Annotated in this window: 20 protein-coding genes; 10 read left to right on the top strand and 10 right to left on the bottom strand. The window is 67.1% G+C overall.

The window, feature by feature from the left end; all coding sequences use genetic code 11:
- Positions 1-6 precede the first annotated feature (6 nt).
- Both miaA and BLR24_RS13130 read left to right on the top strand, forming a co-directional pair.
- On the top strand, positions 7-990 hold the full coding sequence (gene miaA / locus BLR24_RS13135) for a tRNA (adenosine(37)-N6)-dimethylallyltransferase MiaA (protein WP_093017495.1): 984 nt from the start codon (positions 7-9) through the stop codon (positions 988-990).
- Positions 987-1,637, top strand: a complete 651-nt coding sequence (locus BLR24_RS13130) for an ABC transporter ATP-binding protein (RefSeq protein WP_093017493.1) — start codon at positions 987-989, stop codon at positions 1,635-1,637. The genes miaA and BLR24_RS13130 overlap by 4 nt, the downstream gene beginning before the upstream one ends.
- A gap of 1 nt (position 1,638) precedes the next feature.
- Here BLR24_RS13130 and BLR24_RS13125 read toward each other — a convergent pair whose 3' ends face one another.
- Positions 1,639-2,595 (bottom strand): threo-3-hydroxy-L-aspartate ammonia-lyase, encoded by a 957-nt coding sequence (locus BLR24_RS13125; protein WP_093017491.1) that lies wholly within the window; start codon positions 2,593-2,595, stop codon positions 1,639-1,641.
- A 226-nt stretch (positions 2,596-2,821) separates the two neighbouring features.
- Between BLR24_RS13125 and BLR24_RS13120 the strand changes: the two genes are divergently transcribed.
- From BLR24_RS13120 to BLR24_RS13085, 7 genes are all read left to right on the top strand, one after another.
- Positions 2,822-3,187, top strand: a complete 366-nt coding sequence (locus BLR24_RS13120) for a YciI family protein (RefSeq protein ID WP_093017489.1) — start codon at positions 2,822-2,824, stop codon at positions 3,185-3,187.
- A complete protein-coding gene (locus BLR24_RS13115; RefSeq protein ID WP_093017487.1) occupies positions 3,184-4,416 on the top strand; it encodes an RNA polymerase sigma factor in 1,233 nt (410 codons plus the stop codon). Before BLR24_RS13120 ends, BLR24_RS13115 begins: the two co-directional genes overlap by 4 nt.
- A gap of 39 nt (positions 4,417-4,455) precedes the next feature.
- Positions 4,456-7,065 (top strand): FtsX-like permease family protein, encoded by a 2,610-nt coding sequence (locus BLR24_RS13110; protein WP_093017485.1) that lies wholly within the window; start codon positions 4,456-4,458, stop codon positions 7,063-7,065.
- Positions 7,066-7,695: 630 nt separating this feature from the next.
- Complete coding sequence (locus BLR24_RS13100) at positions 7,696-8,757, top strand: PLP-dependent cysteine synthase family protein (RefSeq protein ID WP_093017483.1); 1,062 nt, start codon at positions 7,696-7,698, stop codon at positions 8,755-8,757.
- Complete coding sequence (locus BLR24_RS13095; protein ID WP_093017481.1) at positions 8,757-9,836, top strand: lipocalin-like domain-containing protein; 1,080 nt, start codon at positions 8,757-8,759, stop codon at positions 9,834-9,836. Before BLR24_RS13100 ends, BLR24_RS13095 begins: the two co-directional genes overlap by 1 nt.
- Before the next feature lie 94 nt (positions 9,837-9,930).
- Complete coding sequence (locus BLR24_RS13090) at positions 9,931-10,392, top strand: hypothetical protein (protein ID WP_093017479.1); 462 nt, start codon at positions 9,931-9,933, stop codon at positions 10,390-10,392.
- Positions 10,393-10,477: 85 nt separating this feature from the next.
- The gene (locus tag BLR24_RS13085) at positions 10,478-12,313 is read left to right on the top strand and encodes a bifunctional metallophosphatase/5'-nucleotidase (protein WP_093017477.1); all 1,836 of its coding nucleotides are present in this window, start codon (positions 10,478-10,480) and stop codon (positions 12,311-12,313) included.
- A 57-nt stretch (positions 12,314-12,370) separates the two neighbouring features.
- Here the strand turns inward: BLR24_RS13085 and BLR24_RS13080 are convergent, their stop codons facing one another.
- From BLR24_RS13080 to BLR24_RS13060, 5 genes are all read right to left on the bottom strand, one after another.
- Positions 12,371-13,354, bottom strand: a complete 984-nt coding sequence (locus tag BLR24_RS13080; RefSeq protein ID WP_093017475.1) for a branched-chain amino acid ABC transporter permease — start codon at positions 13,352-13,354, stop codon at positions 12,371-12,373.
- 4 nt (positions 13,355-13,358) lie between these two features.
- Positions 13,359-14,234 (bottom strand): branched-chain amino acid ABC transporter permease, encoded by an 876-nt coding sequence (locus BLR24_RS13075; RefSeq protein WP_093017473.1) that lies wholly within the window; start codon positions 14,232-14,234, stop codon positions 13,359-13,361.
- 143 nt (positions 14,235-14,377) lie between these two features.
- A complete protein-coding gene (locus BLR24_RS13070; RefSeq protein ID WP_093017471.1) occupies positions 14,378-15,574 on the bottom strand; it encodes an ABC transporter substrate-binding protein in 1,197 nt (398 codons plus the stop codon).
- Between the two features lie 55 nt (positions 15,575-15,629).
- Positions 15,630-16,337, bottom strand: coding sequence for an ABC transporter ATP-binding protein (locus tag BLR24_RS13065; protein WP_093017469.1), 708 nt, complete (start codon positions 16,335-16,337; stop codon positions 15,630-15,632).
- A gap of 1 nt (position 16,338) precedes the next feature.
- Complete coding sequence (locus BLR24_RS13060; protein WP_093017467.1) at positions 16,339-17,109, bottom strand: ABC transporter ATP-binding protein; 771 nt, start codon at positions 17,107-17,109, stop codon at positions 16,339-16,341.
- A 217-nt stretch (positions 17,110-17,326) separates the two neighbouring features.
- On the opposite strand from BLR24_RS13060, the gene BLR24_RS13055 reads away from it, so the two are divergent.
- Positions 17,327-18,526, top strand: coding sequence for an AGE family epimerase/isomerase (locus BLR24_RS13055; protein WP_093017465.1), 1,200 nt, complete (start codon positions 17,327-17,329; stop codon positions 18,524-18,526).
- 31 nt (positions 18,527-18,557) lie between these two features.
- Here the strand turns inward: BLR24_RS13055 and BLR24_RS13050 are convergent, their stop codons facing one another.
- The 4 genes from BLR24_RS13050 to BLR24_RS13035 are packed head-to-tail and all read right to left on the bottom strand — an operon-like array spanning position 18,558 to position 23,549.
- A complete protein-coding gene (locus tag BLR24_RS13050) occupies positions 18,558-20,120 on the bottom strand; it encodes a DHA2 family efflux MFS transporter permease subunit (RefSeq protein WP_093017463.1) in 1,563 nt (520 codons plus the stop codon).
- A 30-nt stretch (positions 20,121-20,150) separates the two neighbouring features.
- A complete protein-coding gene (locus BLR24_RS13045; protein ID WP_093017461.1) occupies positions 20,151-21,503 on the bottom strand; it encodes an HlyD/EmrA/EmrK family protein in 1,353 nt (450 codons plus the stop codon).
- A 38-nt stretch (positions 21,504-21,541) separates the two neighbouring features.
- On the bottom strand, positions 21,542-23,020 hold the full coding sequence (locus BLR24_RS13040; protein WP_093017459.1) for an efflux transporter outer membrane subunit: 1,479 nt from the start codon (positions 23,018-23,020) through the stop codon (positions 21,542-21,544).
- The gene (locus BLR24_RS13035; RefSeq protein WP_093017457.1) at positions 23,013-23,549 is read right to left on the bottom strand and encodes a MarR family winged helix-turn-helix transcriptional regulator; all 537 of its coding nucleotides are present in this window, start codon (positions 23,547-23,549) and stop codon (positions 23,013-23,015) included. The genes BLR24_RS13040 and BLR24_RS13035 overlap by 8 nt, the downstream gene beginning before the upstream one ends.
- Between the last annotated feature and the right edge of the window lie 46 nt (positions 23,550-23,595).

Raw genomic sequence — 23,595 nt, 5'->3', positions numbered from 1 at the left:
GCGCTTATGCCGCCCTCTGTTGCCGCCACCGGCCATCCTGAAAACCTGAAATACATAGCGCTCGCGGGGCCGACCGCCTCCGGCAAGACCGCGGTAGCGCTGGCGGTGGCACGCGTACGGCCGGTCGAGATCGTCAGCGTCGATTCCGCGCTCGTCTATCGCGGCATGGACATCGGCACCGCCAAGCCGAGCCTGGCCGAACAGGCAGCCGTACCGCACCACCTGATCGACATCCTCGACCCCGCCGAGAGCTACAGCGCCGCGGCTTTCGTGGTCGATGCGACACGGCTGATCGACGAGATCCGCGCCCGCGGTGCCTTGCCGCTGCTGGTGGGCGGCACCATGCTTTATTTCAAGGCCCTGTTCGACGGCATCGATGCCATGCCTGCCGCGGACGCCGCGGTGCGGGCCCGCATCGACACCGAAGCAGCCGCGCTGGGCTGGCCCGCCATGCATGCGCGGCTCGCCAAGGTCGACCCCGTGACGGCCGCACGCCTTGCGCCGCAAGACAGCCAGCGCATCCAGCGCGCGCTCGAAGTCTGGGAGAGCAGCGGGCAGCCCCTGTCGAGCTTTCATGCCGGGGAAAACAAGGCTGCGAAAGGCCTGGCCGGGGGCATGCTCTTCTCGCTCGAACCCGGCGACCGCGCCTGGCTGCATGCGCGCATTGCCGATCGCTTCGACGCCATGCTGGCAGCCGGCTTCCTCGACGAGGTCAGGGCACTGCGCGCACGCGGCGACCTCTCGACAGAGCTCCCCTCCATGCGCTGCGTGGGCTATCGCCAGGCGTGGGAAATGCTCGACACGTCTGGCAGCGCAACGCCCGACGCCAAGGCCATGAACGAGTTGCGCGAACGCGGCATCGCGGCCACGCGACAGCTTGCCAAGCGGCAGATCACCTGGCTGCGCAGCATGCCGGCTCGCACCGTCATCGCTTGCGATGCGCCCGACGCCGTGCAGACCGCCGTTCAACGCATTGCAACCGCCGCATGACGCTGCGCATTTCCAAGCTCGCCAAGCACTATGGCGATGTCCCGGTCTTCGAGAACGTGACGCTGACCGTCGAGCCCGGCGAATTCGTCGCCATCGTCGGCGAATCGGGTGTGGGCAAGTCGACGCTGCTCAACTGCATGGCCGGGCTCGACAGCTGGGATGCGGGCACCGTCACGCACGAGGGCACCGACATCGGCGCGCTCGACGGCGAAGCCTGCGCGCTCTGGCGGCGGCGCCACGTGGGCTTCGTGTTCCAGGCCTTTCATGTGCTGCCGCACCTCGACGTGGCGCAGAACGTATCGCTGCCGCTCATGCTGCTGGGCGGGCAGAAGGACGACGGCCGTGTCGCGCACATGCTCGAAGCGGTAGGCATGCCCGGCATGGGTGCGCGCCTGCCGCAGACGCTTTCGGGCGGACAGCTGCAGCGCGTGGCGATTGCGCGTGCACTGGTGCACCGCCCCGCCCTGCTGCTGGCCGACGAGCCCACCGGTAACCTCGATCCCGCCACCGCCGCCAAGGTGATGGAGCTCCTGATCGGCCAGACGCGCGAGCACGGCGCCTCGCTGGTGCTGGTGACGCACTCCGAGAGCGCGGCGGCCCGTGCGGACCGCCTGCTGCATCTCACGGCCGAAGGAATTCGCGCCTGAGCTACGCGAGCAGCGCGGCGTAGCGCGCGAGGTCGACGTTGCCGCCGCTCACCACGATGCCGACGCGCTGGCCCGCAATGGCCTTGCCTGCCGCGATGGCCCCCGCGAAAGCGAGGCAACCCGTCGGCTCCACCACGATCTTCATGCGCTCGGCAAAGAAGCGCATCGCCTCGACGAGCTGCGTGTCCGTCACGGTGAAGATGTCGTCTACGTCGCGCCGGATGATCGCGAAGGTGTACTCGCCCAGGTGCTGCGTCTGCGCGCCGTCGGCAATGGTCTTGGGCGTTTCGATGTGCACGATCTTCCCGGCGCGGAAAGACTGCTGGCCGTCGTTGCCCGCTTCGGGCTCTGCGCCGTACACCTTGCAATCCGGCGCCAGCGCGCGCGCCGACAGCGCCGAACCCGACAGCAGCCCGCCGCCGCCCAGGCACACGAACAATTGGTCGAGCGGGCCGGTCTCCTCGATCAGCTCCTTCACCGCGGTGCCCTGGCCCGCGAGCACGTCCGGATGGTCGTAGGGCGGAATCATCGTCATGCCGCGCTCTTGCGCAAGCCGCTTCGTCAGCGCCTCGCGGTCTTCGGTGAAGCGGTCGTACATCACCACTTCGGCGCCATAGCCCTTCGTGGCCGCGACCTTGGCGGCGGGCGCGTCCTTGGGCATGACGATGACGGCCGGCATCGAGAGCAGCCGGGCCGACAGCGCAATGGCCTGCGCGTGGTTGCCCGAGGAGAACGCGATCACGCCGCCCTTGCGCTGCGCAGCGCTGAACTTCGACAGCGCATTGAACGCACCACGAAACTTGAATGCGCCCATGCGCTGCAAGTTCTCGCACTTGAAGAAGAACCTGGCGCCCCAGCGCTCGTCGGCCGTCTGCGAGCGCAGCACGGGCGTGCGGTGGGCATGGCCTTCGAGCCGCGCAGCCGCGGCAATGACGTCGTCGTAGGTAGGTAGTTGCATGGGCCGAGCTTAGCGGCGGCTTTCGATCCGTTGAAGCCCGATGGGCAAAAACCCGGTACTCGCGGATGACCGGCCGTTCCGTTATTTGGCGCGAACCGTTGCGCCGAACGACGATCGCGTAAAAAATAATCCCGCGCGACACCGCCTCGTGTCGAAATGACAGGCTGCGGGCCGTCATTGGGGTGAGCGATCCTGCTCAGCACCTTTTCCATGACGGAGAGACACCATGCAGTACATGTTGATGTTTTACCAACCCGCAGCCGAGTTCGAGCAGCGCAACGATGCGTCTTCGCAAGCCTTGCGGGCCAGTTGGATGGCCTATGCCGACGCCGTGCGCGCGTCAGGCATTTCGCTGGGCGGCCACGGCCTGTTCCCGCCCATGACCGGCACCACGCTGCGCGTGCGCGGCGACAAGCGCCAAGTGCAGGACGGCCCCTTCGCCGACACCAAGGAGCAGCTCGGCGGCTACTTTGTGATCGACGTGACCGACCTCGATGCGGCTCTCGAGTGGGCCGCGCGGGCGCCGTGCGCCACCAGCGGCGGCGTGGAGGTGCGCCCCGTCTTCACTGCAACCGCAACAGCCGCCGCGTGAACGATCCGGCGGCTCATCGGGCCGCCGAACGGGCAGCGCGCGAGTCGTATGGGCGGCTCCTCGCGATCCTTTCGGCGCGCACGCACGACATTGCGGCATCCGAAGATGCGCTTGCCGATGCGTTCGCGCGCGCACTCGAGCGCTGGCCCGCCGACGGAATTCCCGACCAGCCCGACGCCTGGCTGCTCAGCGTCGCGCGGCACCGCAGGCTCGACGCCTGGCGCCACACCCGCGTGCAGGATGCGGCCACGCAAACCCTGCTGCTGCTGGCCGGCGAGGTGGACGTGGGCGCCGCCGACGGCGCGGCCGTGCCCGACGAGCGCTTGCGGCTGCTCTTCGTGTGCGCGCATCCCGCCATCGACGCGGCCGCCCGTGCGCCGCTGATGCTGCAGACGGTGCTCGGGCTCGACGTGGCCCGCATGGCGGGCGCCTTCCTGACCTCGCCCTCCACGCTCGGCCAGCGCCTCGTGCGGGCGAAGGCGCGCATTCGGGCCGCGGGCATTCCCTTCGAATACCCGCAGGCTCGCGACCTGTCGCAACGGCTGCAGGATGTTCAGGACGGCATCTATGCTGCCTACGGCACCGGCTGGGACGACGTCGACGGCGCGGATGCCTTGCCCCGCAACCTCACGGCCGAAGCCATCGACCTCGGCCGCATTCTTTGCAGCCTGATGCCGAACGAACCCGAGCCGCTGGGGCTCCTGGCGCTGATGCTGTTTTGCGAGAGCCGCGCGGCGTCCCGCCGCAGCGAGGCCGGCGCCTATGTGCCGCTCGACCGGCAGGACATGGCACGCTGGGATCCCGCACTGCTCGCGCAAGCCGAGGAATGCCTGCGGCGCGCCTCAGGCATGCAGCGCATCGGCGCGTACCAGCTGGAAGCCGCCATCCAGTCGGCGCACTGCGAGCGGCGCGTGGGAGCACCGGTGCCACCCGAAGCGCTGGTGGCGCTGTATGAGGGCCTGCTGGCCCTTCGGCCCAGCGTCGGCGCGCAGGTCAGCCTCGCCTGCGCCTTGGCGAATGCACGCGGCCCGGACATTGGCCTGCAGGCGCTCGATGCCATTCCAGCGGACGAGGTCGCGAGCTATCAGCCCTTCTGGGCAGCGCGCGCCCACCTGCTGGCGGCCGGCGGTGCGCGTGCCGCGGCGCGCCAGGCTTTCGACCGCGCCATTGGCCTCAGCACCAGCGCAGCCGTGCGCGCCTATCTCAACGGGATGTCTGAGCGGCTTTGAGATTCGTGCGCGCTCCCGGGCGCCAGCCACAATCGCGTCATGCGTGCCTTGCTCACCACCTTTTCTTGGCAGGAACTGCGCCACCACCCTTGGCGTAACGCCGCGGCCGTCTTGGCCGTGATGCTGGGCGTGGCGCTCGCGTTCTCGGTGCAGCTCATCAATGCCTCGGCCCTCGACGAATTCTCGAGCGCGGTGCGTTCGGTCAACGGCCAGCCGGACCTCGAGGTGCGCGCCGTGCAGGGCAGCTTCGACGAAGTTGTTTTCGCGCGTCTGGCGCAGCATCCGCAGGTGACGCTGGCGAGCCCGGTGCTCGAGTTCCAGGGCCTGGCGCTGGCTGGTGAACGCCAGGTGCCGATGCGCGTGATCGGCATCGATGCGCTTGCGCTGCCCACCATCGCACCGGCGCTGATGCCGCAGCCCCGCAAGAACGCCAACCGTTTCGCGATGCTGGCGCCGGGCCATGTGTTTCTCAATGCCGCGGCGCGCAAAGTGCTCGGCCTGCCGGCCGAAGCGGTGGAAGGCCGCGCGGAGACGATTCAGCTGCGCAGCGGCAGCGCCTGGCAGCAACTCGAAGTTGCAGGCCATGTCGCCGCCAGCGGAACGGCGCTGGCGGTGATGGACATCGCGGCCGCACAAGACCTGTTCGGCAAGCTCGGCCAACTCAGCCGTGTCGACCTGAGGCTGGCACCGGGCACCGATCAGGCGGCGTTCATCGCGTCGTTGCAGCGGTCACCGGGCTGGCCCGCCGGCTTGCAGTTTGCCGAGCCGGGCGACGCGGCCGAGCGTGTGAGCAATCTCTCGCGCGCCTACCGCGTCAACCTGACGGTGCTGGCGTTGGTGGCGCTTTTCACCGGGGCTTTCCTGGTGTTCTCGGTGCTGGCACTCAGCGTGGCCAAGCGCGCGCAGCAGTTCGCGCTGCTCGGCGTGCTGGGCCTGACGCCGCGCGAGCGGCTGCGCCTGGTGCTGCTCGAATCGCTGGTGCTGGGCCTGATCGGAAGTGGCGCCGGCCTGGCCCTGGGCACTGCGCTCGCGGCCTTCGCGCTGCGCGTGCTCGGCGGCGACCTCGGCGGCGGCTACTTCGAGGGCGTGGCGCCCGCACTGCACTGGAGCACCGGCTCGGCCTTGCTGTACGGCGGGCTCGGCGTGCTCGCGGCCCTGGTGGGCGGTTGGTGGCCCGCGCGCGCGGCACAGGCGCTGCCCGAGGCGCAGACCCTCAAGGGCCTGGGCGCCGCACCGGTCCAAAGCAAGAGCCACTGGCTGGCGCTCGGCCTCATTGCCGCGAGCGCGGCACTGGCCAACATGCCGGCCATCGGCGGCATTCCGGTGGCGGCCTATCTTTCGGTGGGCTGCCTGCTCGTGGGCGGCATCACCGCACTGCCCTGGCTGATCGCGCTGCTCTACGACCGCGTGGCGCCCGTGTTTGCGCAGCGCGTGTTGCCGATGCTCGCCATCGAGCGCGCGCGGCGCATGCGCGGCACCGCCGCCGTGGCGGTCAGCGGCGTGGTCGCGAGCCTGAGCCTCGCGGTGGCGCTCACGGTCATGGTCGCAAGCTTCCGCGATTCGGTGACGCGCTGGCTCGACGTGGTGCTGCCGGCCGATCTTTATCTTCGCGCCACCTCGAGCGGCCGCTCCGGCAATTCGGGCACCCAGAGCAGCAGCGACACGGCCACCTTCCCGCCGGCCTTCGTGCAGGCGCTGTCACGACTGCCCGGCGTGGAGCGTACCGGCACGCTGCGCACCCGGTCGCTGCAGCTCGACCCCGCACAGCCCGCGGTCGCGCTGATTTCGCGGAGCCTCGATGGCGGCGCGGCGCAGGCGCTACCACTGGTGGGCCCCGCGCTGCCGGTGCCCGCGGGACAGATCGGCATCTACGTGAGCGAACCGATGGTCGAGCTGTATGGCGCCAAGCCGGGCGCTTTGTTCGCACCGCTGTCCTCGGCATTGGGCGGCGCCACGGGTTCCGAGGCGGCGAAATTCTTCGTGGCGGGCGTGTGGCGCGACTATGCGCGGCAGTTCGGCGCCATCACCATGGACGCGCGCGATTTCGAGCGGCTGACCGGCGAACGCAACGTGAGCGATGTGTCGCTGTGGCTTGCGCCGGGCGCATCCGAAGGCGCAGTCCGAGCCGCGGTTCGCGAGCTTGCGGCGCGTCGCAGCGGCGTGAGCGGCGAATCCGGTTCGAACATCGAGATCTCCTCCGTCGGGCAGATCCGCGCGACTTCGCTGCGCATCTTCGACCGCAGCTTTGCAGTCACCTATTGGCTCCAGGCCGTGGCCATTGCCATCGGCTTGTTCGGCATTGCGGCGAGCTTCAGCGCGCAGGTGCTGGCCAGGCGCAAGGAGTTCGGGCTGCTCGCGCATCTGGGCTTTACGCGGCGGCAGGTGCTGGCCGTGGTGGCGGGCGAAGGCGCGGCATGGACAGCGATCGGGGCCGTGGCCGGGCTCTTGCTCGGGCTCTCGGTGTCGGTGGTGCTGGTGAAAGTCGTCAATCCGCAGAGCTTTCACTGGACGATGGATTTGCTGGTGCCTTGGGGTCGGTTGCTGGTGCTTTGCGCTGCTGTTGTGGCCGCGGGGACGGTGACTGCGTGGATGGCTGGGCGGGCGGCTGCTGGGAAGGATGTTGTTCTTGCTGTTAAGGAGGATTGGTAGGGGTTTTTTGAGTTCCGAGGCCGGGATATCCGCCCGGCGGCGGACTTACTTTCTTTTGCTTCGCCAAAAGAAAGTAAGCAAAGAAAAGGCGACCCTACTGTCTGCGTCCCTTCGCTTCGCTGCGGGCAACCTGCGGTGCTCGATTCCGGCGGGGGTCCGCAGAACTCGCTTCGCTCAAACAGCTGCGGCCCTGATCCCGCCTGCATCTGCGCTCCTCGGCGCATACAGAAGGGGTGGGAGCCGACAGGCCATCGCTTCGCTCGGCCCCAAGGCCAACTGCAAAACTCAATACCGAAGCCCAATACCAACCACCGCAGGCGCGTAGCGCCTGCGGTGGCCTGGTGGCCGAGCGAAGCAAAGGCCCGTGTGGTCTCCAAGCCCCTCTGTATGCGCCGAGGAGCGGAGAGTTTCGCGGATCAGGGCCGCAGCTGTTTGAGCGAAGCGAGTTCTGCGGACCCCGCGAAACGCGAGCACCGCAGGTTGCCCCGTAGCGAAGCGCAGGGGTCGCAGACAGTGGGGTCGCCTTTTCTTTGCTTACTTTCTTTTGGCGAAGCAAAAGAAAGTGAGTCGCCCGCCGGGGCGAGTCCCGGCCTCGGGAAACAAACAAGACCCTTGTAGACTGCCAGTGATATGCAGCAAACCCCCACCAGCTGGCAAGGCACAGCCATCCGCCGCATCGAAGCCGACTACCACCGCAGCGCCGACACGCACCTCATCCCGCTGCCGCTGCCAACGCTCGCCGCTCAAGGCATCGACCTGTACCTCAAGGACGAGTCGACCCACCCCACAGGCAGCCTCAAGCACCGCCTCGCGCGATCGCTTTTTCTCTATGCGCTGTGCAACGGATGGGTGCGCGAAGACACCACGATCGTCGAGGCCTCGAGCGGCTCGACGGCGGTCAGCGAAGCCTATTTCGCGCGTCTGTTGGGCCTGCCCTTCATCGCCGTGATGCCGCGCAGCACCTCGCCAGAGAAAGTGACCCAAATCGCTTTCTATGGCGCGCGCTGCCATTTCGTCGATCACGCGTCGCAGGTCTACGAAGAGGCGCGTGCGCTCGCCGAGCAAACGGGCGGCCACTACATGGACCAGTTCACGTATGCCGAGCGCGCCACCGACTGGCGCGGCAACAACAACATCGCAGAAAGCATGTTCCAGCAGATGGCGCGGGAGCGGCATCCGGTGCCGGCCTGGATCGTGGTGGGCGCGGGCACCGGCGGCACCAGTGCCACCATCGGGCGCTACGTGCGCTTTCGCTGCCATGACACGCAGGTGTGCGTGGCCGACCCCGAGGGCTCGGTGTTCTCGGCCTACCACCGCACAGGCGATCCAACGATGACGGCGGCGGGCTCGCGCATCGAAGGCATTGGCCGGCCGCGCGTAGAGCCGAGCTTCATCCGCACGCTGGTCGACCGCATGATCGAAGTGCCCAACCTCGATTCGGTGGCGGCGATGCATGCGCTCTCGGCACTGCTGGGGCGCAAGGTCGGCCCTTCGACCGGCACCAACTTCGTCGGCATGCTGGCCATTGCACGCGAGATGCGCGCGGCCGGCCGGCAGGGTTCCATTCTTTCGCTGCTGTGCGACGCGGGCGAACGCTACCTGCCGAGCTATCACGATGCGGCCTGGGTGCAAAACGCATTCGGCGACATCGGACCGTCGCAGCAGCGCATCGACGCGCTGGTTGCGGAGTGATGCCGCCGCCTGCCTTCCTCAGTCTCTCCCGGCGCAGCCTGCTGCTCGCGGCGCTGGCCGCCGCGGCGCCCGCAAGCTGGGCATTACCTGCGCGCGCGCTGCAGTTCCCGCGCGACTTCGGCAGCCACCCCGAACTGCAAACCGAGTGGTGGTACATCACGGGCCACGCGAAGACGCTGGCGGGACGCGAGTTCGGCTTCCAGGTGACGTTCTTCCGCTCGCGCGTCGATGCGGCGCAAGGCCTGCGCTCGGCCTTCGCGGCCAAGCATCTCGTGTTCGCGCATGCGGCCGTCACCGACCTCGAAGGCCGCGTGCTGCTGCACGACCAGCGCATTGCACGCGCGGGCTTCGGCATTGCGTCGGCCAGCGAAGCCGATACCGACGTGCGCCTGCGCGACTGGTCGCTGGTACGCGGGGCGGACGGCAGCTATTCGGCGCACATCCCGGCCGGTGAGTTTTCGATCGACCTGCGCTTCGCGCCCACGCAGCCGGTGCTGCTGCAGGGCAAGGCCGGACTCTCGCGCAAGGGCCCGGAAGAGGCGCAGGCGAGCTACTACTACAGCGAACCCCAGCTCAAGACCCAGGGCAGGCTGACGCTCAAGAAAGGCCAGGCCTTCGACGTCGACGGCACCGCCTGGCTCGACCATGAATGGAGCGAGGCGCTGATGCATCCCGACGCCGTGGGCTGGGACTGGATCGGCATGAACCTGGACGACGGCAGCGCCCTCACCGCCTTCCGTTTGCGGCGTCGCGACGGCGGTGCATTGTGGGCGGGCGGATCGTTTCGCACACGCGACGGTGCGCTGCGCATCTTCGGCAGCGACGAGGTGCGCTTCGACGGTGTGAGCGCGTGGACCAGTCCGCGCACGCAGGCGAAGTACCCGACGCAGTGGCGCGTGCAGACCCCATCGGGCAGCTTCGAGGTGCGCGCCCTGCTCGACGATCAGGAGCTCGACAGCCGTGGCTCTGCCGGCGGCGTGTACTGGGAAGGCGTGAGCGATCTGCTCGATGCACAGGGGCGCCGTGTCGGCCGGGGCTACTTGGAGATGACGGGCTACGCTGCGCCGCTGCGGCTCTGAGAGACCGCGCAGCTTCGGCCCGTCATCACGCTGTCATGCCGAGCCCCTGAACTCGGCTTTCGACATTGCACGATGGCCGTGCGCCAAGGCTCGAATGAAGAAGAACAGACCCCGGATCATCGCGCTGCTGATGCTTGTGCTGGCCGCTGCAGCAGGCATCGCATGGGCATTCGCAGCCGCGCGGCCTGCCCTGCCGGCGAACGGCGCCGCGCTCGAAATCCGCTGGCATGGCAACGGCATCATCCTGCAGGGCGCGGTGAGAGATGCGGCCACGCAGCACGCACTGGTCGAAGGCGCGACCGCACGGCTCGGCGGCGAGGCCGACCAGGTCGTGGACTGGCTGGACATCGCGCCCGAGGCGCTGCCCGTGGCGGACGCCGCGGCGCTTGCCAGCCTCATCCGGGTGGGGCAAGAGGGCTGGCATCTGCAGCGACGAGCCGCCAGCGGATGGCTCGCCGTGCACTCGCCCGACGACGCGCGCAGTGCGCAGGCCGGCGAGTTGCTGCAACGCGCCTTCGGCCCCGACGTGACCATTCGCCTGGTTCCCCTGCCCTGAGAACTCGAACGAAGAGGAGCGGCGGTCATGGCGACGTCATCTGCCATCTTCAGCATGCGCTGCATTCCACAAAGAGGAGAGGCTCATGCACGCATCTTTAAAACCACGTCTCGCGCTGGCGGGGATTGTCCTGGCCGCGCTGTCCGCCTGTGGCGGAAACGATAATTCGAACGGCTTCATTCCGTTCATCCCGTCGCCCGCACCGGCCCCCGCGCCGCCAGCCCCGCCGCCGCCCGCCACGCCCGGCAGCGTGGACGTGAAGCTCATTGCCTTCAACGACCTGCACGGCAACCTCGAGCCGCCCAGGTTGTCCATCACCGCGCCCGCCAAGAGCGGCGGCACGGTCGCGGTGCCCGCCGGCGGCGCGGCCTACCTCGCTTCGGCCATTGCGTCGCTCAAGGCCAAAAACGAGAACAATGCAGTGGTGTCCGCTGGCGACATGATCGGCGCCTCGCCGCTGGTGTCGGCGCTGTTCCTCGACGAGCCGACCATCGAGGCCGTGAACGAGATGAAGATCGACTTCAACGCGGTCGGCAACCACGAGTTCGACAAGGGCCAGACCGAACTCCTGCGCATGAAGAACGGCGGCTGCGCCAAGAACACGCCGCTGGAGCCCTGCCGTGTCAACAAGGCCTTTCCCGGCGCCAACTTCGGCTTCCTCGCAGCCAACACCGTGAAGACCGACGGCACGACGCTGTTTCCCGCCACGGGCATGAGGACCTTCACGAAGGATGGGGCCACGGTGAAGGTGGCGTTCATCGGCATGACCCTCAAGGGCACGCCCAGCATCGTGACGCCGTCCGGTGTCGCGGGCCTGAGCTTCAAGGACGAAGCCGACACGGCCAACGCATTGATTCCGCAGCTGAAGGCCCAGGGTGCCGATGCCATCGTCGTGGTGGTCCACGAAGGCGGCACGACCACGGTGGGCTACAACGACAAGAGCTGCGCCGGACTGAGCGGCGACATCCTGCCGATCCTGGACAAGCTCGACGCATCGGTCGACGTGGTGATCTCGGGACATACGCACCGCTCGTACATCTGCGACTACGGCAAGACGAACCCGGCCAAGCCCTTCCTGCTGACGAGCGCCGGCCAGTACGGCACCTTGCTGACCGACATCAACCTGACGATCGACACGCGCACCCGCAAGGTGACGGCAAAATCGGCCGACAACGTGATCGTCCAGGGCGAGGCCTACACCAGCGGCGCCAACACGATTGCGCTGACCGATCAGTACCCTGCGTTCGGCAAGAACCAGCAGGTGGCCGCACTCATCAGCCAGTACCTTTCGATCGCCGCCCCGCTGGTGCAGCGGGTGGTGGGCACGCTCTCGGGCCCGGCCACGCGCACGCAGACCGCTTCGCGCGAGAGCGTGCTCGGCAATCTGATCGCCGATGCGCAGCTCGACGCCACCAGCGCCAGCAACAAGGGCGGCGCGCAGATCGCGTTCATGAATCCGGGCGGCGTGCGCGCCGACCTCGTGCCGGCCGGCGACGGCAGCGTGACCTACGGCCAGGTCTTCAGCGTGCAGCCCTTCGGCAACAGCCTGGTGGTGAAGACGATGACCGGCGCGCAGATCAAGGCCGTGCTGGAGCAACAGTTCAACAGCGGCACCAACACGGTCGCTTCGCCCAGAGTGCTGCTCCCTTCGCGCAGCCTGAGCTACAGCTACAGCCTCTCGGCGCCCGCCGGCTCGCGTATCAGCAGCATGGCGCTCAACGGCACCGCGATGACCGACGGCACGAGCTACCGCGTGACGATGAACAGCTTTCTGTCCACCGGCGGCGACAACTTCACGGTGTTCAACCAGGGCACCGACACGCTCGGCGGCGACCAGGACGTGGATGCGCTGGAGGCCTACATCAAGGCGAACAGCCCGCTGGCGCCGCCGGCGACCAACCGCATCACCGTGCTGCCCTGAACGGGCCTCCTGCCCCAGATGCGAAAAAGGCGGACACCGTCCGCCTTTTTCGTTGCATCAGACCTTGCTTTTTCGGCGGTCGATGAAGGCGATGACCTCGCCCATGATCCCCTTGCGGAATGCGAGCACGCAGATCACGAAGATCAGGCCTGTGACCATGGTCACCGATTCGCCGAGCGTGTTGAACCAGTCGACACCGGTCGCGCGTGCCATGAAGGTGCCGAAGTCGCCGACCTTGTTCTCCAGCAGCACCACGACCGCCGAGCCCACCAACGGACCCGAGAGCGTGCCGAGGCCGCCCACCAGCGTCATCAGGATCACGTGGCCCGATGCGGTCCAGTGCACGTCGCTCAGCGACGCGAAGCCCAGCACCAGCGTCTTGAGCGAGCCGGCCAGGCCGGACAGCGCCGCCGAGATCACGAAGGCGAGCAGCTTGAAGCGGTTGACATCGTAGCCCAGCGAGATGGCGCGCGGCTCGTTCTCCTTGATGCCCTTGAGCACCTGCCCAAAAGGCGAGTGCACGGTGCGCGCAATCAGCAGGAAGGCCGCCACCACGATCACCAGCGCGACGTAGTACATCGTCAGGTCGTCGCGCAGATCGACGAGGCCGAACAGCTTGCCGCGCGGCACGCTCTGCAGTCCGTCTTCGCCGCCCGTGAAGGGCGCCTGCAGCACGACGAAATACATCATCTGTGCCAGTGCCAGCGTGATCATCGAGAAATAGATGCCCTGGCGGCGGATGGCCAGCCAGCCGAACACCAGGCCCAGCAGCGCGCCAGCCAGCGTGCCCGCGATCAGGCCGAGTTCGGGCGTCAGGTGCCAGACCTTGAGCGCCTGTCCCGTGATGTAGGCGGCGCCCCCCAGGAAGGCGGCATGGCCGAACGACAGCATGCCGGTGTAGCCCAGCAGCAGGTTGAAGGCGCAGGCGAAGAGTGCAAAGCACAGCACCTTCATCACGAACACCGGGTAGAAGCCGATGAAAGGTGCGGCGACGAGCGCCAGCAGCAGCACCCCGTAGACGACGAGCGATATTTTCTTCATGGACTTATTTCTCGCTGCCGAACAGGCCCGCGGGGCGGATCAGCAGCACCACGACCATGATCACGAAGACTACGGTGGCCGAAGCCTCGGGATAGAACACCTTGGTCAGCCCTTCGATCACGCCGAGCCCGAGGCCCGTGAGGATGGCGCCCATGATCGAGCCCATGCCGCCGATGACTACCACCGCGAACACGATGATGATGAGGTTCTGCCCCATCAGCGGCGAAATCTGGATCACCGGCGCGGCCAGCACGCCGGCAAAGGCCGCCAACGCCACGCCGAAACCGTAGGTCAGCGTCACCATCAGCGGCACGTTGACGCCGAAGGCTTCCACCAGCCGCGGGTTCTCGGTGCCAGCGCGCAGGTAGGCGCCGAGCCTTGTCTTCTCGATGGCATACCAGGTGGCAAAGCACACGACCAGCGACGCCACGACCACCCAGGCACGGTAATTGGGCAGGAACATGAAGCCCAGGTTGGTGCCTCCGCTCAGCGCCTCGGGCGTGCTGTAGGCGAGGCCGGACACGCCGTACACCGAGCGGAAGCCGCCCTCGATCAGCAGCGTGAGGCCGAGCGTGAGCAGCAGGCCGTAGAGGTGATCGAGCTTGTAGATCCAGCGCAGCAACAGACGCTCGATCAGCACGCCGAACAGGCCGACGATCAAGGGCGCCACCACCAGCATGACCCAGTAGTCGATGTTGAAGTACGTCATCGCCATCCACGACAGCACCGCTCCCATCATGAACAGCGCGCCGTGCGCAAAGTTGATGACGTTGAGTAGACCGAAGATCACCGCCAGCCCCAGGCTCAGGATCGCGTAGAACGACCCGTTGACCAGCCCCAACAGGAGCTGGCTCAACAGGGCAGGCATGGATATGTTCATCGTATAGACGAGGTTCAGAAAGACAGCAATGACTTCGCGAGGGGGCCGCCACGCACGGCCGCCCGAAGCGGCCGAACCGCCCCCCGGTCAAGGGGGTTGGCGAAGCGACACGCTGTGCGCGAAGACTGGGGGGCGAGCAACAATTATTTCCAGAGCGCGCAGGTGCTCTCTTCCTTGGTCGTGTAGACCTGGTCGCCCGGCACCTTCTTGACGATCTTCAGCAGGTCCCACGAACCCTTGGATTCCGAAGGCTTCTTGACCTCTGCCAGCAGCATGTCGTGCACCATGCGGCCGTCGGGGCGGATCACGCCCTTGGCGTAGAAGTCGTTGATCGGCGTCTTCTTGAGGTAAGCCATGACCTTGTCGGCGTCAGTGCTCTTCACCGCTTCGACGGCCTTCAGGTAGGTCATGGTGGCCGAGTAGTCCGCCGCCTGGATGTCGGTCGGCTTGTTCTTGGTCTTGGCTTCGTAGCGTGCGGCCCACTTGCGCGACTCGTCGTCCGCGTCCCAGTACCAGCTGGTCGTGTGCAGCAGGCCCTGCGTGGCCGGCAGGCCCAGGCTCTTCACGTCGGTCAGGAACACCAGCAGGCCGGCGACCTTCATCGACTTGTCGATGCCGAATTCCTTCGACGCCTTCATCGAGTTGATGAAGTCGCCGCCGGCGTTGGCCAGGCCCAGCACCTGCGCCTTGGAGTTCTGCGCCTGCAGCAGGAAGGACGAGAAGTCCGATGCATTGAGCGGTGCCCGCACCGTGCCCACCACCGTGCCGCCCTTGGCCTTGACGACCTTGGCGGTGTCGCCCTCGAGCGCATGGCCGAAGGCATAGTCGGCCGTCAGGAAGAACCAGCTCTTGCCACCGGTGTCGACCACCGCGCCGCCGGTGCTCTTGGCCAGCGCGACGGTGTCGTAGGCGTAGTGCACGGTGTAGGGGCTGCACTGCGCGTTGGTCAGCGCCGAGGTGGCCGCGCCATTGGTGAAGAACACGCGCTTCTTCTCCTGCGCCACCTTGGAGGTGGCCAGCGCGACGCCTGAATTGGTGCCCGCGAAGATCATCGTGGCGCCAGCCGTGTCGATCCATTCGCGCGCCTTCGAGGCTGCAATGTCGGGCTTGTTCTGATGGTCGACGCTCAGCACTTCCACGGGCTGGCCGAGCACCTTGCCGCCCATGTCGTCGATGGCCATCTGGATGGCTGTTGCGCCGCCCTTGCCTTCCAGGTCGGCGTACAGGCCCGACAGGTCGCTGATGTAGCCGATGACGACCTTCTCCTGCGCCTGCACGGCATGGCTGGCGAGACCCGCGGCTCCGAGCATGAGTGCAATGATTTTGAGCTTGTTTTGCATGGTGTCTCCTGGGATGGTTGAGAGAGTCAACGGGGAAAAAACGTTGGCGCGGCCGCTACACGCCCAGCAGCTCGCTGAGCACAGGCATCTTGGCGTCGAGTTCCTTGGCGCCGAAGGCCTCGACCATGCGGCCGTGCTCCATCACGTAGAAGCGGTCGGCCAGCGGTGCGGCGAAGCGGAAGTTCTGCTCCACCATCACGATGGTGTAGCCCTTGGCGCGCAGTGTGTGGATCATTCGGGCCAGCGCCTGCACGATCACCGGCGCCAGGCCTTCGGAAATCTCGTCGAGCAGCAGCAGCTTGGCGCCGGTGCGCAGGATGCGCGCCACCGCGAGCATCTGCTGCTCCCCGCCCGAAAGACGCGTGCCCGGGCTGTTGCGGCGTTCGGCCAGGTTGGGAAACATCTCGTAGATCTCGGCCACCGACATGCCCTGCCCCGCACCCTTGAGCGCCGGAGGCAGCATCAGGTTTTCTTCCGCCGAGAGACTGGCGAAGATGCCGCGCTCTTCGGGGCAATAGCCGATTCCCAGGTGTGCGATGCGGTGCGTCGCCATGCCGATGGTCTGCACGCCGTTGACTTCGATGCTGCCCTTGCGCGTGCCGGTCAGGCCCATGATGGCGCGCAGCGTGCTGGTGCGTCCGGCGCCGTTGCGGCCGAGCAGCGTGACGACCTCGCCGGGCTGCACCACCATGTCGACACCGTGCAGCACGTGCGATTCGCCGTACCAGGCCTGGAGACCCTTGATTTCCAAGGCAGCCGTCATGTCAATGCGCCCCCTGCAGTTGACCATCCGTTGTGCCCATATAGGCTTCCATCACCTGCGGATTCTTCGAGACTTCAGCGTACGGCCCTTCGGCAAGCACGGCGCCTCGCTGCAGCACGGTGATGGTGTCGGCAATGGTCGACACCACGCTCATGTTGTGCTCGACCATCAGGATGGTGCGACCCGCAGACACGCGCTTGATGAGTTCCGCCACGCGGTGCACGTCTTCGTGGCCCATGCCCTGCGTGGGCTCGTCGAGCAGCATGAGTTCGGGGTCCATGGCGAGCGTGGTGGCGATCTCGAGCGCACGCTTGTGGCCGTAGGGCAGGTTCACGGTAAGCTCGTCCGCCTGGTCCGCCAGACCCACTTCGGCCAGCAGTTCGCGTGCTCTGGCATCCAATGGCTTGAGCGACTTCTCGCTCTTCCAGAAGTGGTACGAAGTGCCGAGCGCGCGCTGCAGCCCGAGGCGCACGTTCTCGAGCAGCGTGAGATGCGGAAACACCGCCGAGATCTGGAACGAACGGATGATGCCGCGCCGCGCGATCTGCGCCGGCCGCTCGCCCGTGATGTCATGCCCGTTGAAAAGGATGGTGCCGGTGGTCGGCTCGAGAAACTTGGTGAGCAGGTTGAAGCAGGTGGTCTTGCCGGCGCCGTTGGGGCCGATGAGCGCGTGGATCGATCCCCGCACGACCGACAGGTTGACCTTGCTGACCGCCGTGAAGCCCTTGAATTCCTTGGTGAGCTGGCGTGTTTCGAGGATGACGTCGCTCATCTCGCGAAGTCGCCCGGGTTCAGGAAGAATATGTCGGTCATGCGGTCCATCTCGATGCGCCACTACCGAGCGCGGCCTGATTGTTCGTGGGTGCCTCCCGCTTGCATACTGGGGCAAATGCCTATGCTGCAGTGCAACTTGTGCGCACCGTCACTCCCTTGCAGCGAATGACTGTCGTCACAATGACAATGACTCGCTGGCTTCAACCTTGAACCCCATGCCCGACTTCCGCTCACCCGACTTCCTGACGGACCACATCCTGCATACGCTGGCTTTCTACGAGCCGGTCAGCCGCGACTCATCAGGAGGCTCCTTCCACTTCTTCAAGGACGACGGCACGGTGTACGACCGCCGCACGCGGCACCTGGTGAGCAGCACGCGCTTCGTGTTCAATCATGCAATGGCCTACCGCCGCTTCGGCAGGCCGGAAGACCTTGTCGCCGCACGCCACGGCCTGGCTTTCGTGCAGCACGCGCACGCGCAGCCGGGCGGCGGCTATGCATGGCAGATCGACTGGCACGACGCACGAGCCACGGTGCAGGACGACACGAACCATTGCTATGGCCTCGCCTTCGTGCTGCTCGCGCACGCGCACGCGCTGATGGCCGGCATCGGCGAAGCGCGTGCGGGGCTGGCGCACACCTGGGATCTAATGGAACAGCGTTTCTGGGAGCCGCAACATGCGCTCTATGCGGACGAGGCCAGCGCCGACTGGCATGTCAAACCCTACAGGGGCCAGAACGCCAACATGCACGCCTGCGAGGCGATGCTCGCCGCGTTCGAGGCCACGCAAGAGGCGCGCTATCTCGATCGTGCATTCACGCTTGCGGACTCGGTCACGGGCCGGCAGGCCGCGCTGGCCGAGGGACTGGTGTGGGAGCACTACCGCGAAGACTGGTCGGTCGACTGGGACTACAACCGCAACGACAAGAGCAACATCTTCCGGCCCTGGGGTTTCCAGACCGGCCACCTCACCGAATGGGCCAAGCTGTTGCTTCAGCTGGAGCGCGCGCTGGTTGCCGCAGGCCGCGAGGCGGAGTGGATCGTGCCGCGCGCACGGCACTTCTTCGACATCGCCATGCTGCGCGGCTGGGATGCCGACAACGGCGGGCTGGTCTACGGATTCGGCCCCGATGGTGCGGTGTGCGACGGCGACAAGTACTTCTGGGTGCAAGCCGAGAGCTTTGCCGCCGCTGCCGTCCTGGCCGTGCGTACCGGCGACGCCGGCTACTGGGACTGGTACGACCGCATCTGGGCCTACAGCTGGGCGCACTTCGTCGACCACCGGCACGGCGCGTGGTATCGCATCCTCACGCCTGACAACCGCAAGCTGAGCGACGAAAAAAGCCCAGCCGGCAAGACCGACTATCACACCATGGGCGCGTGCTACGACGTGCTTCGGGCGCTCGGCGCCTGAAGAAGCGCGCCTTTCTTTCCTCTTCGCGCGCCTAGTGCGCTCCCGCCGCGGCGTCGCCGCCTGCGCCGCCACGCTGCGGCCTTGCCAGCCACACCAGCGGAATCAGCAGCAGGAACAGGATGGCCGACGCATAGAAGATGTCGTTGGTGGCCAGCATGAACGACTGCTGGTCGACGATGCGGTTGACCTGCCCCAGCACCTGCTCCGTGCTCAGGCCGCTGCTCGCCAGCCCGGACATTGCATTGGTCGCTGCGTTGTTGCCCTGGTTCACCGACTCCGCCAACTGCGAGTGATGCAGCGCGGCGCGGTTCTCCCACAACGTGGTGGTGATCGACGTGCCCATCGCGCCCGCGGTGATTCGCAGGAAGTTCGACAGCCCCGACGCGGCCGGAATGCGATCTGGCGTCAGGCCCGACAGCGTGATGGTCACGAGCGGAATGAAGAAGAACGCCATCGCGATGCCCTGGATGATCGTCGGGATGATGATCGTGACGAAGTCGGCCTGCGTGTTGAAGTTCGACCGCATCCACAGCACCAGCGCGAACACCAGGAACGAGAAGGTGGCATAACGGCGCGGATCGATCTTGCCGACCGTGAGCCCGACCACCGGCGAGAAGAAGATGGCGAGCAGACCCACCGGCGCCATGATCATGCCGGCCTGCGTGGCCGTGTAGCCCATCCACTGCTGCAGCCACAGCGGCAGCAGCACCACGTTGCCGAAGAACAGGCCGTAGGCTACGGCGGTGGCCACCGCGCCCGACCAGAAGTTGCGGCGCTTGAAGAGCGACAGGTCGACCACCGGATGCTTGTCGGTCAGCTCCCAGATGAGGAAGAACGCGAAGCCGACCACGGCGATGACCGCCATCGTGACGATCTCGGGCGAATGGAACCAGTCGAGTTCCTTGCCCTTGTCGAGCATCAGCTGCATCGAGCCGACCCACAGCACCAACAGCGCGAGGCCGATGGCGTCGATCGGCACCTTGTGCGTGGTGCTTTCACGCTTGCGGTAGAGCGTCCAGGTGATGGCCGCTGCCACGATGCCGACCGGGATGTTGATGTAGAAGATCCACGGCCACGAGATGTTGTCGGTGATCCAGCCGCCCAGCAGCGGCCCCATCACCGGCGCGACCAGCGTCGTCATCGACCACATCGCCATCGCAAGGCCCGCCTTGGCGCGCGGATAGCTCGACAGCAGCAGCGTCTGCGACAGCGGGATCATCGGCCCCGCGACGAAGCCCTGCAGCGCGCGGAACAGGATCAGCGTCGTCATGTTCGGCGCCAGGCCGCACAAGAGCGAGGCGATCATGAACAGGATCACGCTGGCCATGAACAGGCGCACCTGGCCGAAGCGCTGGGTCATGAAACCCGTGAGCGGCACCGCAATGGCGTTGGCCACCGCGAAGCTGGTGATGACCCAGGTGCCTTGCGTGGTGCTCACGCCCAGGTCGCCCGAGATGGCCGGCAGCGACACGTTCGCGATCGACGAGTCGAGCACGTTCATGAAGGTGGCGGCCGAAAGCGCGATCGTGCCCCAGACGCGGGCGGCGCCCTCGAGCGGCGGATGCGCAACGTAAGCGGGAGCAGCAGTGGCCATTGGCTTTGCCTCGGGAACCGTTGACGGCGATCAGCCGGGATGGGATTGCGAAGCAGCTTGCGCAGCGGTCCCGGCATTGGCGGCCGGCGTGGCCGAGCGGGCCGTTGCCGGCGCCGCGGAACCTGCGGATGCGCCGCGCCCGAGATTCGCGGCCACGATGCGATCGACTTCGGCGTCGGCGCCCTGGTCGAGCTTGCTGTAGACCTGCGTCTGCGACATGGCGGTGGCGCGCGGCGCATCGGCCAGCATCTTTCCGCTCTTCTGCGAGATGTCGATCTCGGCATCCATCGAAAGGCCGATGCGCAGGGGGTTGGCCTTGAGTTGCTCGGGATCGAGCGCGATGCGAACCGGCACGCGCTGCACCACCTTGATCCAGTTGCCGGTGGCGTTCTGCGCGGGCAGCAGCGCAAACGCGCTGCCGGTACCCACGCCCAGGCCGGCGACCTTGCCGGTGTATTCGACCTTCTTGCCGTAGACGTCGGCCTTGAGCTTTACCGGCTGGTCGATGCGGATGTTGCGCAGCTGCACTTCCTTGAAGTTGGCGTCGACCCACAGCTGGTTCAGCGGCACGATGGACATCATCGGCGTGCCGGCTGCCACGCGTTGGCCGAGCTGCACGGTGCGCTTGGCCACGTAGCCATCGACCGGCGCCGGCAGCGCCACGCGCTGCGTGGCGAGGTACGCCTCGCGCACCTTGGCGGCGGCGGCCAGGACACTCGGGTGCTGGGCCACGCTGGTGCCTTCGGTCAGCGACTGATTGCTGGCCAGCGCTTCGCGCGCGGCCACCACGCCGGCCTGCGCCGCCGCAAGCTGGCTCTTCGCATTGTCGAGCGACGTCTCGGCGTGGTTGAGTTCTTCCTTCGAGACCGCGCCGTTGCCCGACAGCGCGCGGCGGCGCTGCAGGTCGTCCTGCGCCTTGGCGATGTCGCTCTGTGCCCGGGCGATGTCGGACTGGCGCAACGTGACCTGTGCGGCCAGCGAGCCGTTGTTGGCGTACAGCGTGCGCACCTGGCGCACGGCCTGCGCCAGCGCGGCCTCGGCCTGCTCGAGCGCCACCTTCGCATCGGCGGGGTCCAGCTGCACCAGCGGCTGGCCGGCCTTCACGAAGTCGGTGTCGTCGGCGTTGATGGCCATGACGGTGCCGCCGATCTGCGGCGTGATCTGGATGACGTTGCCCTGCACGTAGGCGTTGTCGGTGTCTTCGTAATGGCTGGCGACCAGCCATTCGTAGACACCCCAGCCGCCGCCGGCGACGATCACCACGGCCGCGAGTGCAGTCAGCGCGCGGCGGCGCTTGCCGTTGCCGGCGGGTGCCGCGGGTGCTGCGGGTGCTGCGGTGGAGGCTGCGGAAGCAGCGGGCGTCGGAGTGTTGTTGTCGCTCATGATGAATTTCTTTCCGAAGACGAAGAAGTCGGTTCAGTTCAGTTCAATGCGGACGGCGCGGGCGCCGCGGCGGTGGCGGTTGCCGGCGGCTGCCAGCCGCCACCGAGCGCGCGCGCCAGGCCCACCTGCGTGTCGAGCGCGCGGGCGGCAAGATCGACCGCCAGCCGGCGCTGCGCGAGCACGGCGGTTTCCGCGGTCAGCACGTTGAGGTAGTTGCCGAGGCCGGCGCGGTAGCGCTGCACCGCGATGTCGTAGGCACCTTCGGCCGCCGTTTGCGCGGCGCGCTGTTCGGCTTGCTGACGGGCGATCGACTGCGCGCTCGACACCTGGTCGGCCGCGTCGCGCACCGCATCGAGAACGGTGGCGTTGTAGCTCTCTATCGCGCCGTCCAGGTCGGCCGCCTTGCCGCGCAGGTTGGCTCGCAGCCGGCCCCCTTCGAAGATCGGCAGATGGATGGCCGGGCCCACGCCCCACTGCTCGCTGCCCGACTTGAGCAGCTTGCCGAAACCCAGGCTCTGGAAGCCGACGAAGGCCGTGAGGTTCACGTTGGGATAGAACTGGGTCTTGGCATTGGCCACGTCGCTGGAGGCGGCCTCGACGCGCCAGCGCGCGGCGGCAATGTCGGCACGGCGTCCCAGCAGGTCGGCCGGAATGTTGGCCTGCAGCGCGATGGGCTTGACGGCTTCGAGCACCGGCGGCTTGAGCGAAGCCGACACGTTGGGCTGGCCCACGAGCGCATCGAGTGCGTGCTGCTGCAGCGCGATCTGCTCGTTGAGTGCTTCGATCTGCTGGCGCGCTTCGGGCAGCCCGCCTTCGCTCTGGCGCAGTTCGAGGCGGGTGTCCAGGCCGGCGGAAACGCGATCGCGCACGAGCTTGAGCGTTTCGTCGCGCTGGGCCAGCGTGCGCTGGGCCACGCCGAGCTGCTCGTTCAGGCGCGCCCACTGGAAGTAGCTGCGCGCCACGTTGCTGGCCAGCAGCACGCGCGCGGCATCGGCATCGGCGGCCGCGGCATTGGCGCTGCCAATGGCGGCTTCCAGGGCCGTGCGGTTCTTGCCGAAGAAGTCAAGCTCCCAGCTTGCGCCGAGCTGCAGCAGGCCGATGTTCTGCGTCGAGCCGCCCAGCGGTGCGGGATAGATGTAGTTGCTGTTGAATTTCTGGCGATTCAGGTCGAGTTCGCCATTCACCTTGGGCTTCAGGGCCGACTCGGCGATGTCCGCGGAAGCCTGCGCCCGCGCGAGGCGTGCGCGTGCCACCTGGAGATTCGGATTGCCGGCCACGGCCTGGTCGATCAGCGTGTCCAGCTGCGCGTCGCCGAAGGCTCGCCACCATTGGCTGTCGACACTGGGCACAACGGCTGCGCCGCTGTCGGCGGCAATGCCGAGCGACGACGCATTGCGAAGCCTGGCCTCCGAGCCGATGCCGGCCATGTCGGCACAACCGGCCAGCGCGACCATCAGGAGCGCGGCCGCGACAACAGGGGTACGGCGCACAGCGCGCGCGGCAAGGGATTCAGTCATTTTTTTCTCCACGGGCTGCGAGGGCCTGCGCGTTGTCGAGGATGCGGCGCAGGTAACCCTTGAGTTGCTCCCACTCTTCGTTGGTGAAACCCGCCAGGTGCTCGTTCTGCACGCGGCTCAGCACATGCGGCACTTCCTTGGCGGCGGCACGGCCTTCTTCGGTGAGTTCGATGTTGACGACGCGGCGGTCTTCCAGCGAGCGGACGCGGCGGCACAGGCCCTTGGCCTCGAGGCGGTCGAGCAGGCGCGTCATGGCACCCGCGTCGAGCTCGCAGGCGCGGGCCAGTTCGGCCACTGTGGTGGCCGCGCCGACGTGCAGCTTGTACAGGGGCAACCATTGGGGGAAGGTGGGGCTGCCGGGTTCGCACATGCGGGTTTCCACGGCCTGGGCCACGGCGCTCAATATGCGCCGCATCAGATACCCGATGCTCTCCTCGGCCTGGTAGGTCTCGGCACGGTAGAAGTCCGCCGGCCGGAGCTTGGGGTCGCCGGAAGCTGGCGGGACTTGCGGGGTATCTGCATCGCTCATGGCCAGAATATTAATTGCCCAAGCAATTATTGTCAAGGCTGCCTTT

It is taken from the genome of Variovorax sp. OV700, from assembly GCF_900099805.1.
Lineage (GTDB): Bacteria > Pseudomonadota > Gammaproteobacteria > Burkholderiales > Burkholderiaceae_C > Variovorax.
Note: the sequence above shows the minus strand (reverse complement) of the source record. Positions and strands in the feature narration are given on the sequence as shown.

Excerpts from the sequence above, each read along its gene's own strand:
- miaA (WP_093017495.1), top strand. The coding sequence starts at position 7 with ATGCCGCCCTCTGTTGCCGCCACCGGCCATCCTGAAAACCTGAAATAC.
- BLR24_RS13130 (WP_093017493.1), top strand. The coding sequence starts at position 987 with ATGACGCTGCGCATTTCCAAGCTCGCCAAGCACTATGGCGATGTCCCG.
- BLR24_RS13125 (WP_093017491.1), bottom strand. The coding sequence starts at position 2,595 with ATGCAACTACCTACCTACGACGACGTCATTGCCGCGGCTGCGCGGCTC.
- BLR24_RS13120 (WP_093017489.1), top strand. The coding sequence starts at position 2,822 with ATGCAGTACATGTTGATGTTTTACCAACCCGCAGCCGAGTTCGAGCAG.
- BLR24_RS13110 (WP_093017485.1), top strand. The coding sequence starts at position 4,456 with ATGCGTGCCTTGCTCACCACCTTTTCTTGGCAGGAACTGCGCCACCAC.
- BLR24_RS13100 (WP_093017483.1), top strand. The coding sequence starts at position 7,696 with ATGCAGCAAACCCCCACCAGCTGGCAAGGCACAGCCATCCGCCGCATC.
- BLR24_RS13095 (WP_093017481.1), top strand. The coding sequence starts at position 8,757 with ATGCCGCCGCCTGCCTTCCTCAGTCTCTCCCGGCGCAGCCTGCTGCTC.
- BLR24_RS13090 (WP_093017479.1), top strand. The coding sequence starts at position 9,931 with ATGAAGAAGAACAGACCCCGGATCATCGCGCTGCTGATGCTTGTGCTG.
- BLR24_RS13085 (WP_093017477.1), top strand. The coding sequence starts at position 10,478 with ATGCACGCATCTTTAAAACCACGTCTCGCGCTGGCGGGGATTGTCCTG.
- BLR24_RS13080 (WP_093017475.1), bottom strand. The coding sequence starts at position 13,354 with ATGAAGAAAATATCGCTCGTCGTCTACGGGGTGCTGCTGCTGGCGCTC.
- BLR24_RS13075 (WP_093017473.1), bottom strand. The coding sequence starts at position 14,234 with ATGAACATATCCATGCCTGCCCTGTTGAGCCAGCTCCTGTTGGGGCTG.
- BLR24_RS13070 (WP_093017471.1), bottom strand. The coding sequence starts at position 15,574 with ATGCAAAACAAGCTCAAAATCATTGCACTCATGCTCGGAGCCGCGGGT.
- BLR24_RS13065 (WP_093017469.1), bottom strand. The coding sequence starts at position 16,337 with ATGACGGCTGCCTTGGAAATCAAGGGTCTCCAGGCCTGGTACGGCGAA.
- BLR24_RS13060 (WP_093017467.1), bottom strand. The coding sequence starts at position 17,109 with ATGAGCGACGTCATCCTCGAAACACGCCAGCTCACCAAGGAATTCAAG.
- BLR24_RS13055 (WP_093017465.1), top strand. The coding sequence starts at position 17,327 with ATGCCCGACTTCCGCTCACCCGACTTCCTGACGGACCACATCCTGCAT.
- BLR24_RS13050 (WP_093017463.1), bottom strand. The coding sequence starts at position 20,120 with ATGGCCACTGCTGCTCCCGCTTACGTTGCGCATCCGCCGCTCGAGGGC.
- BLR24_RS13045 (WP_093017461.1), bottom strand. The coding sequence starts at position 21,503 with ATGAGCGACAACAACACTCCGACGCCCGCTGCTTCCGCAGCCTCCACC.
- BLR24_RS13040 (WP_093017459.1), bottom strand. The coding sequence starts at position 23,020 with ATGACTGAATCCCTTGCCGCGCGCGCTGTGCGCCGTACCCCTGTTGTC.
- BLR24_RS13035 (WP_093017457.1), bottom strand. The coding sequence starts at position 23,549 with ATGAGCGATGCAGATACCCCGCAAGTCCCGCCAGCTTCCGGCGACCCC.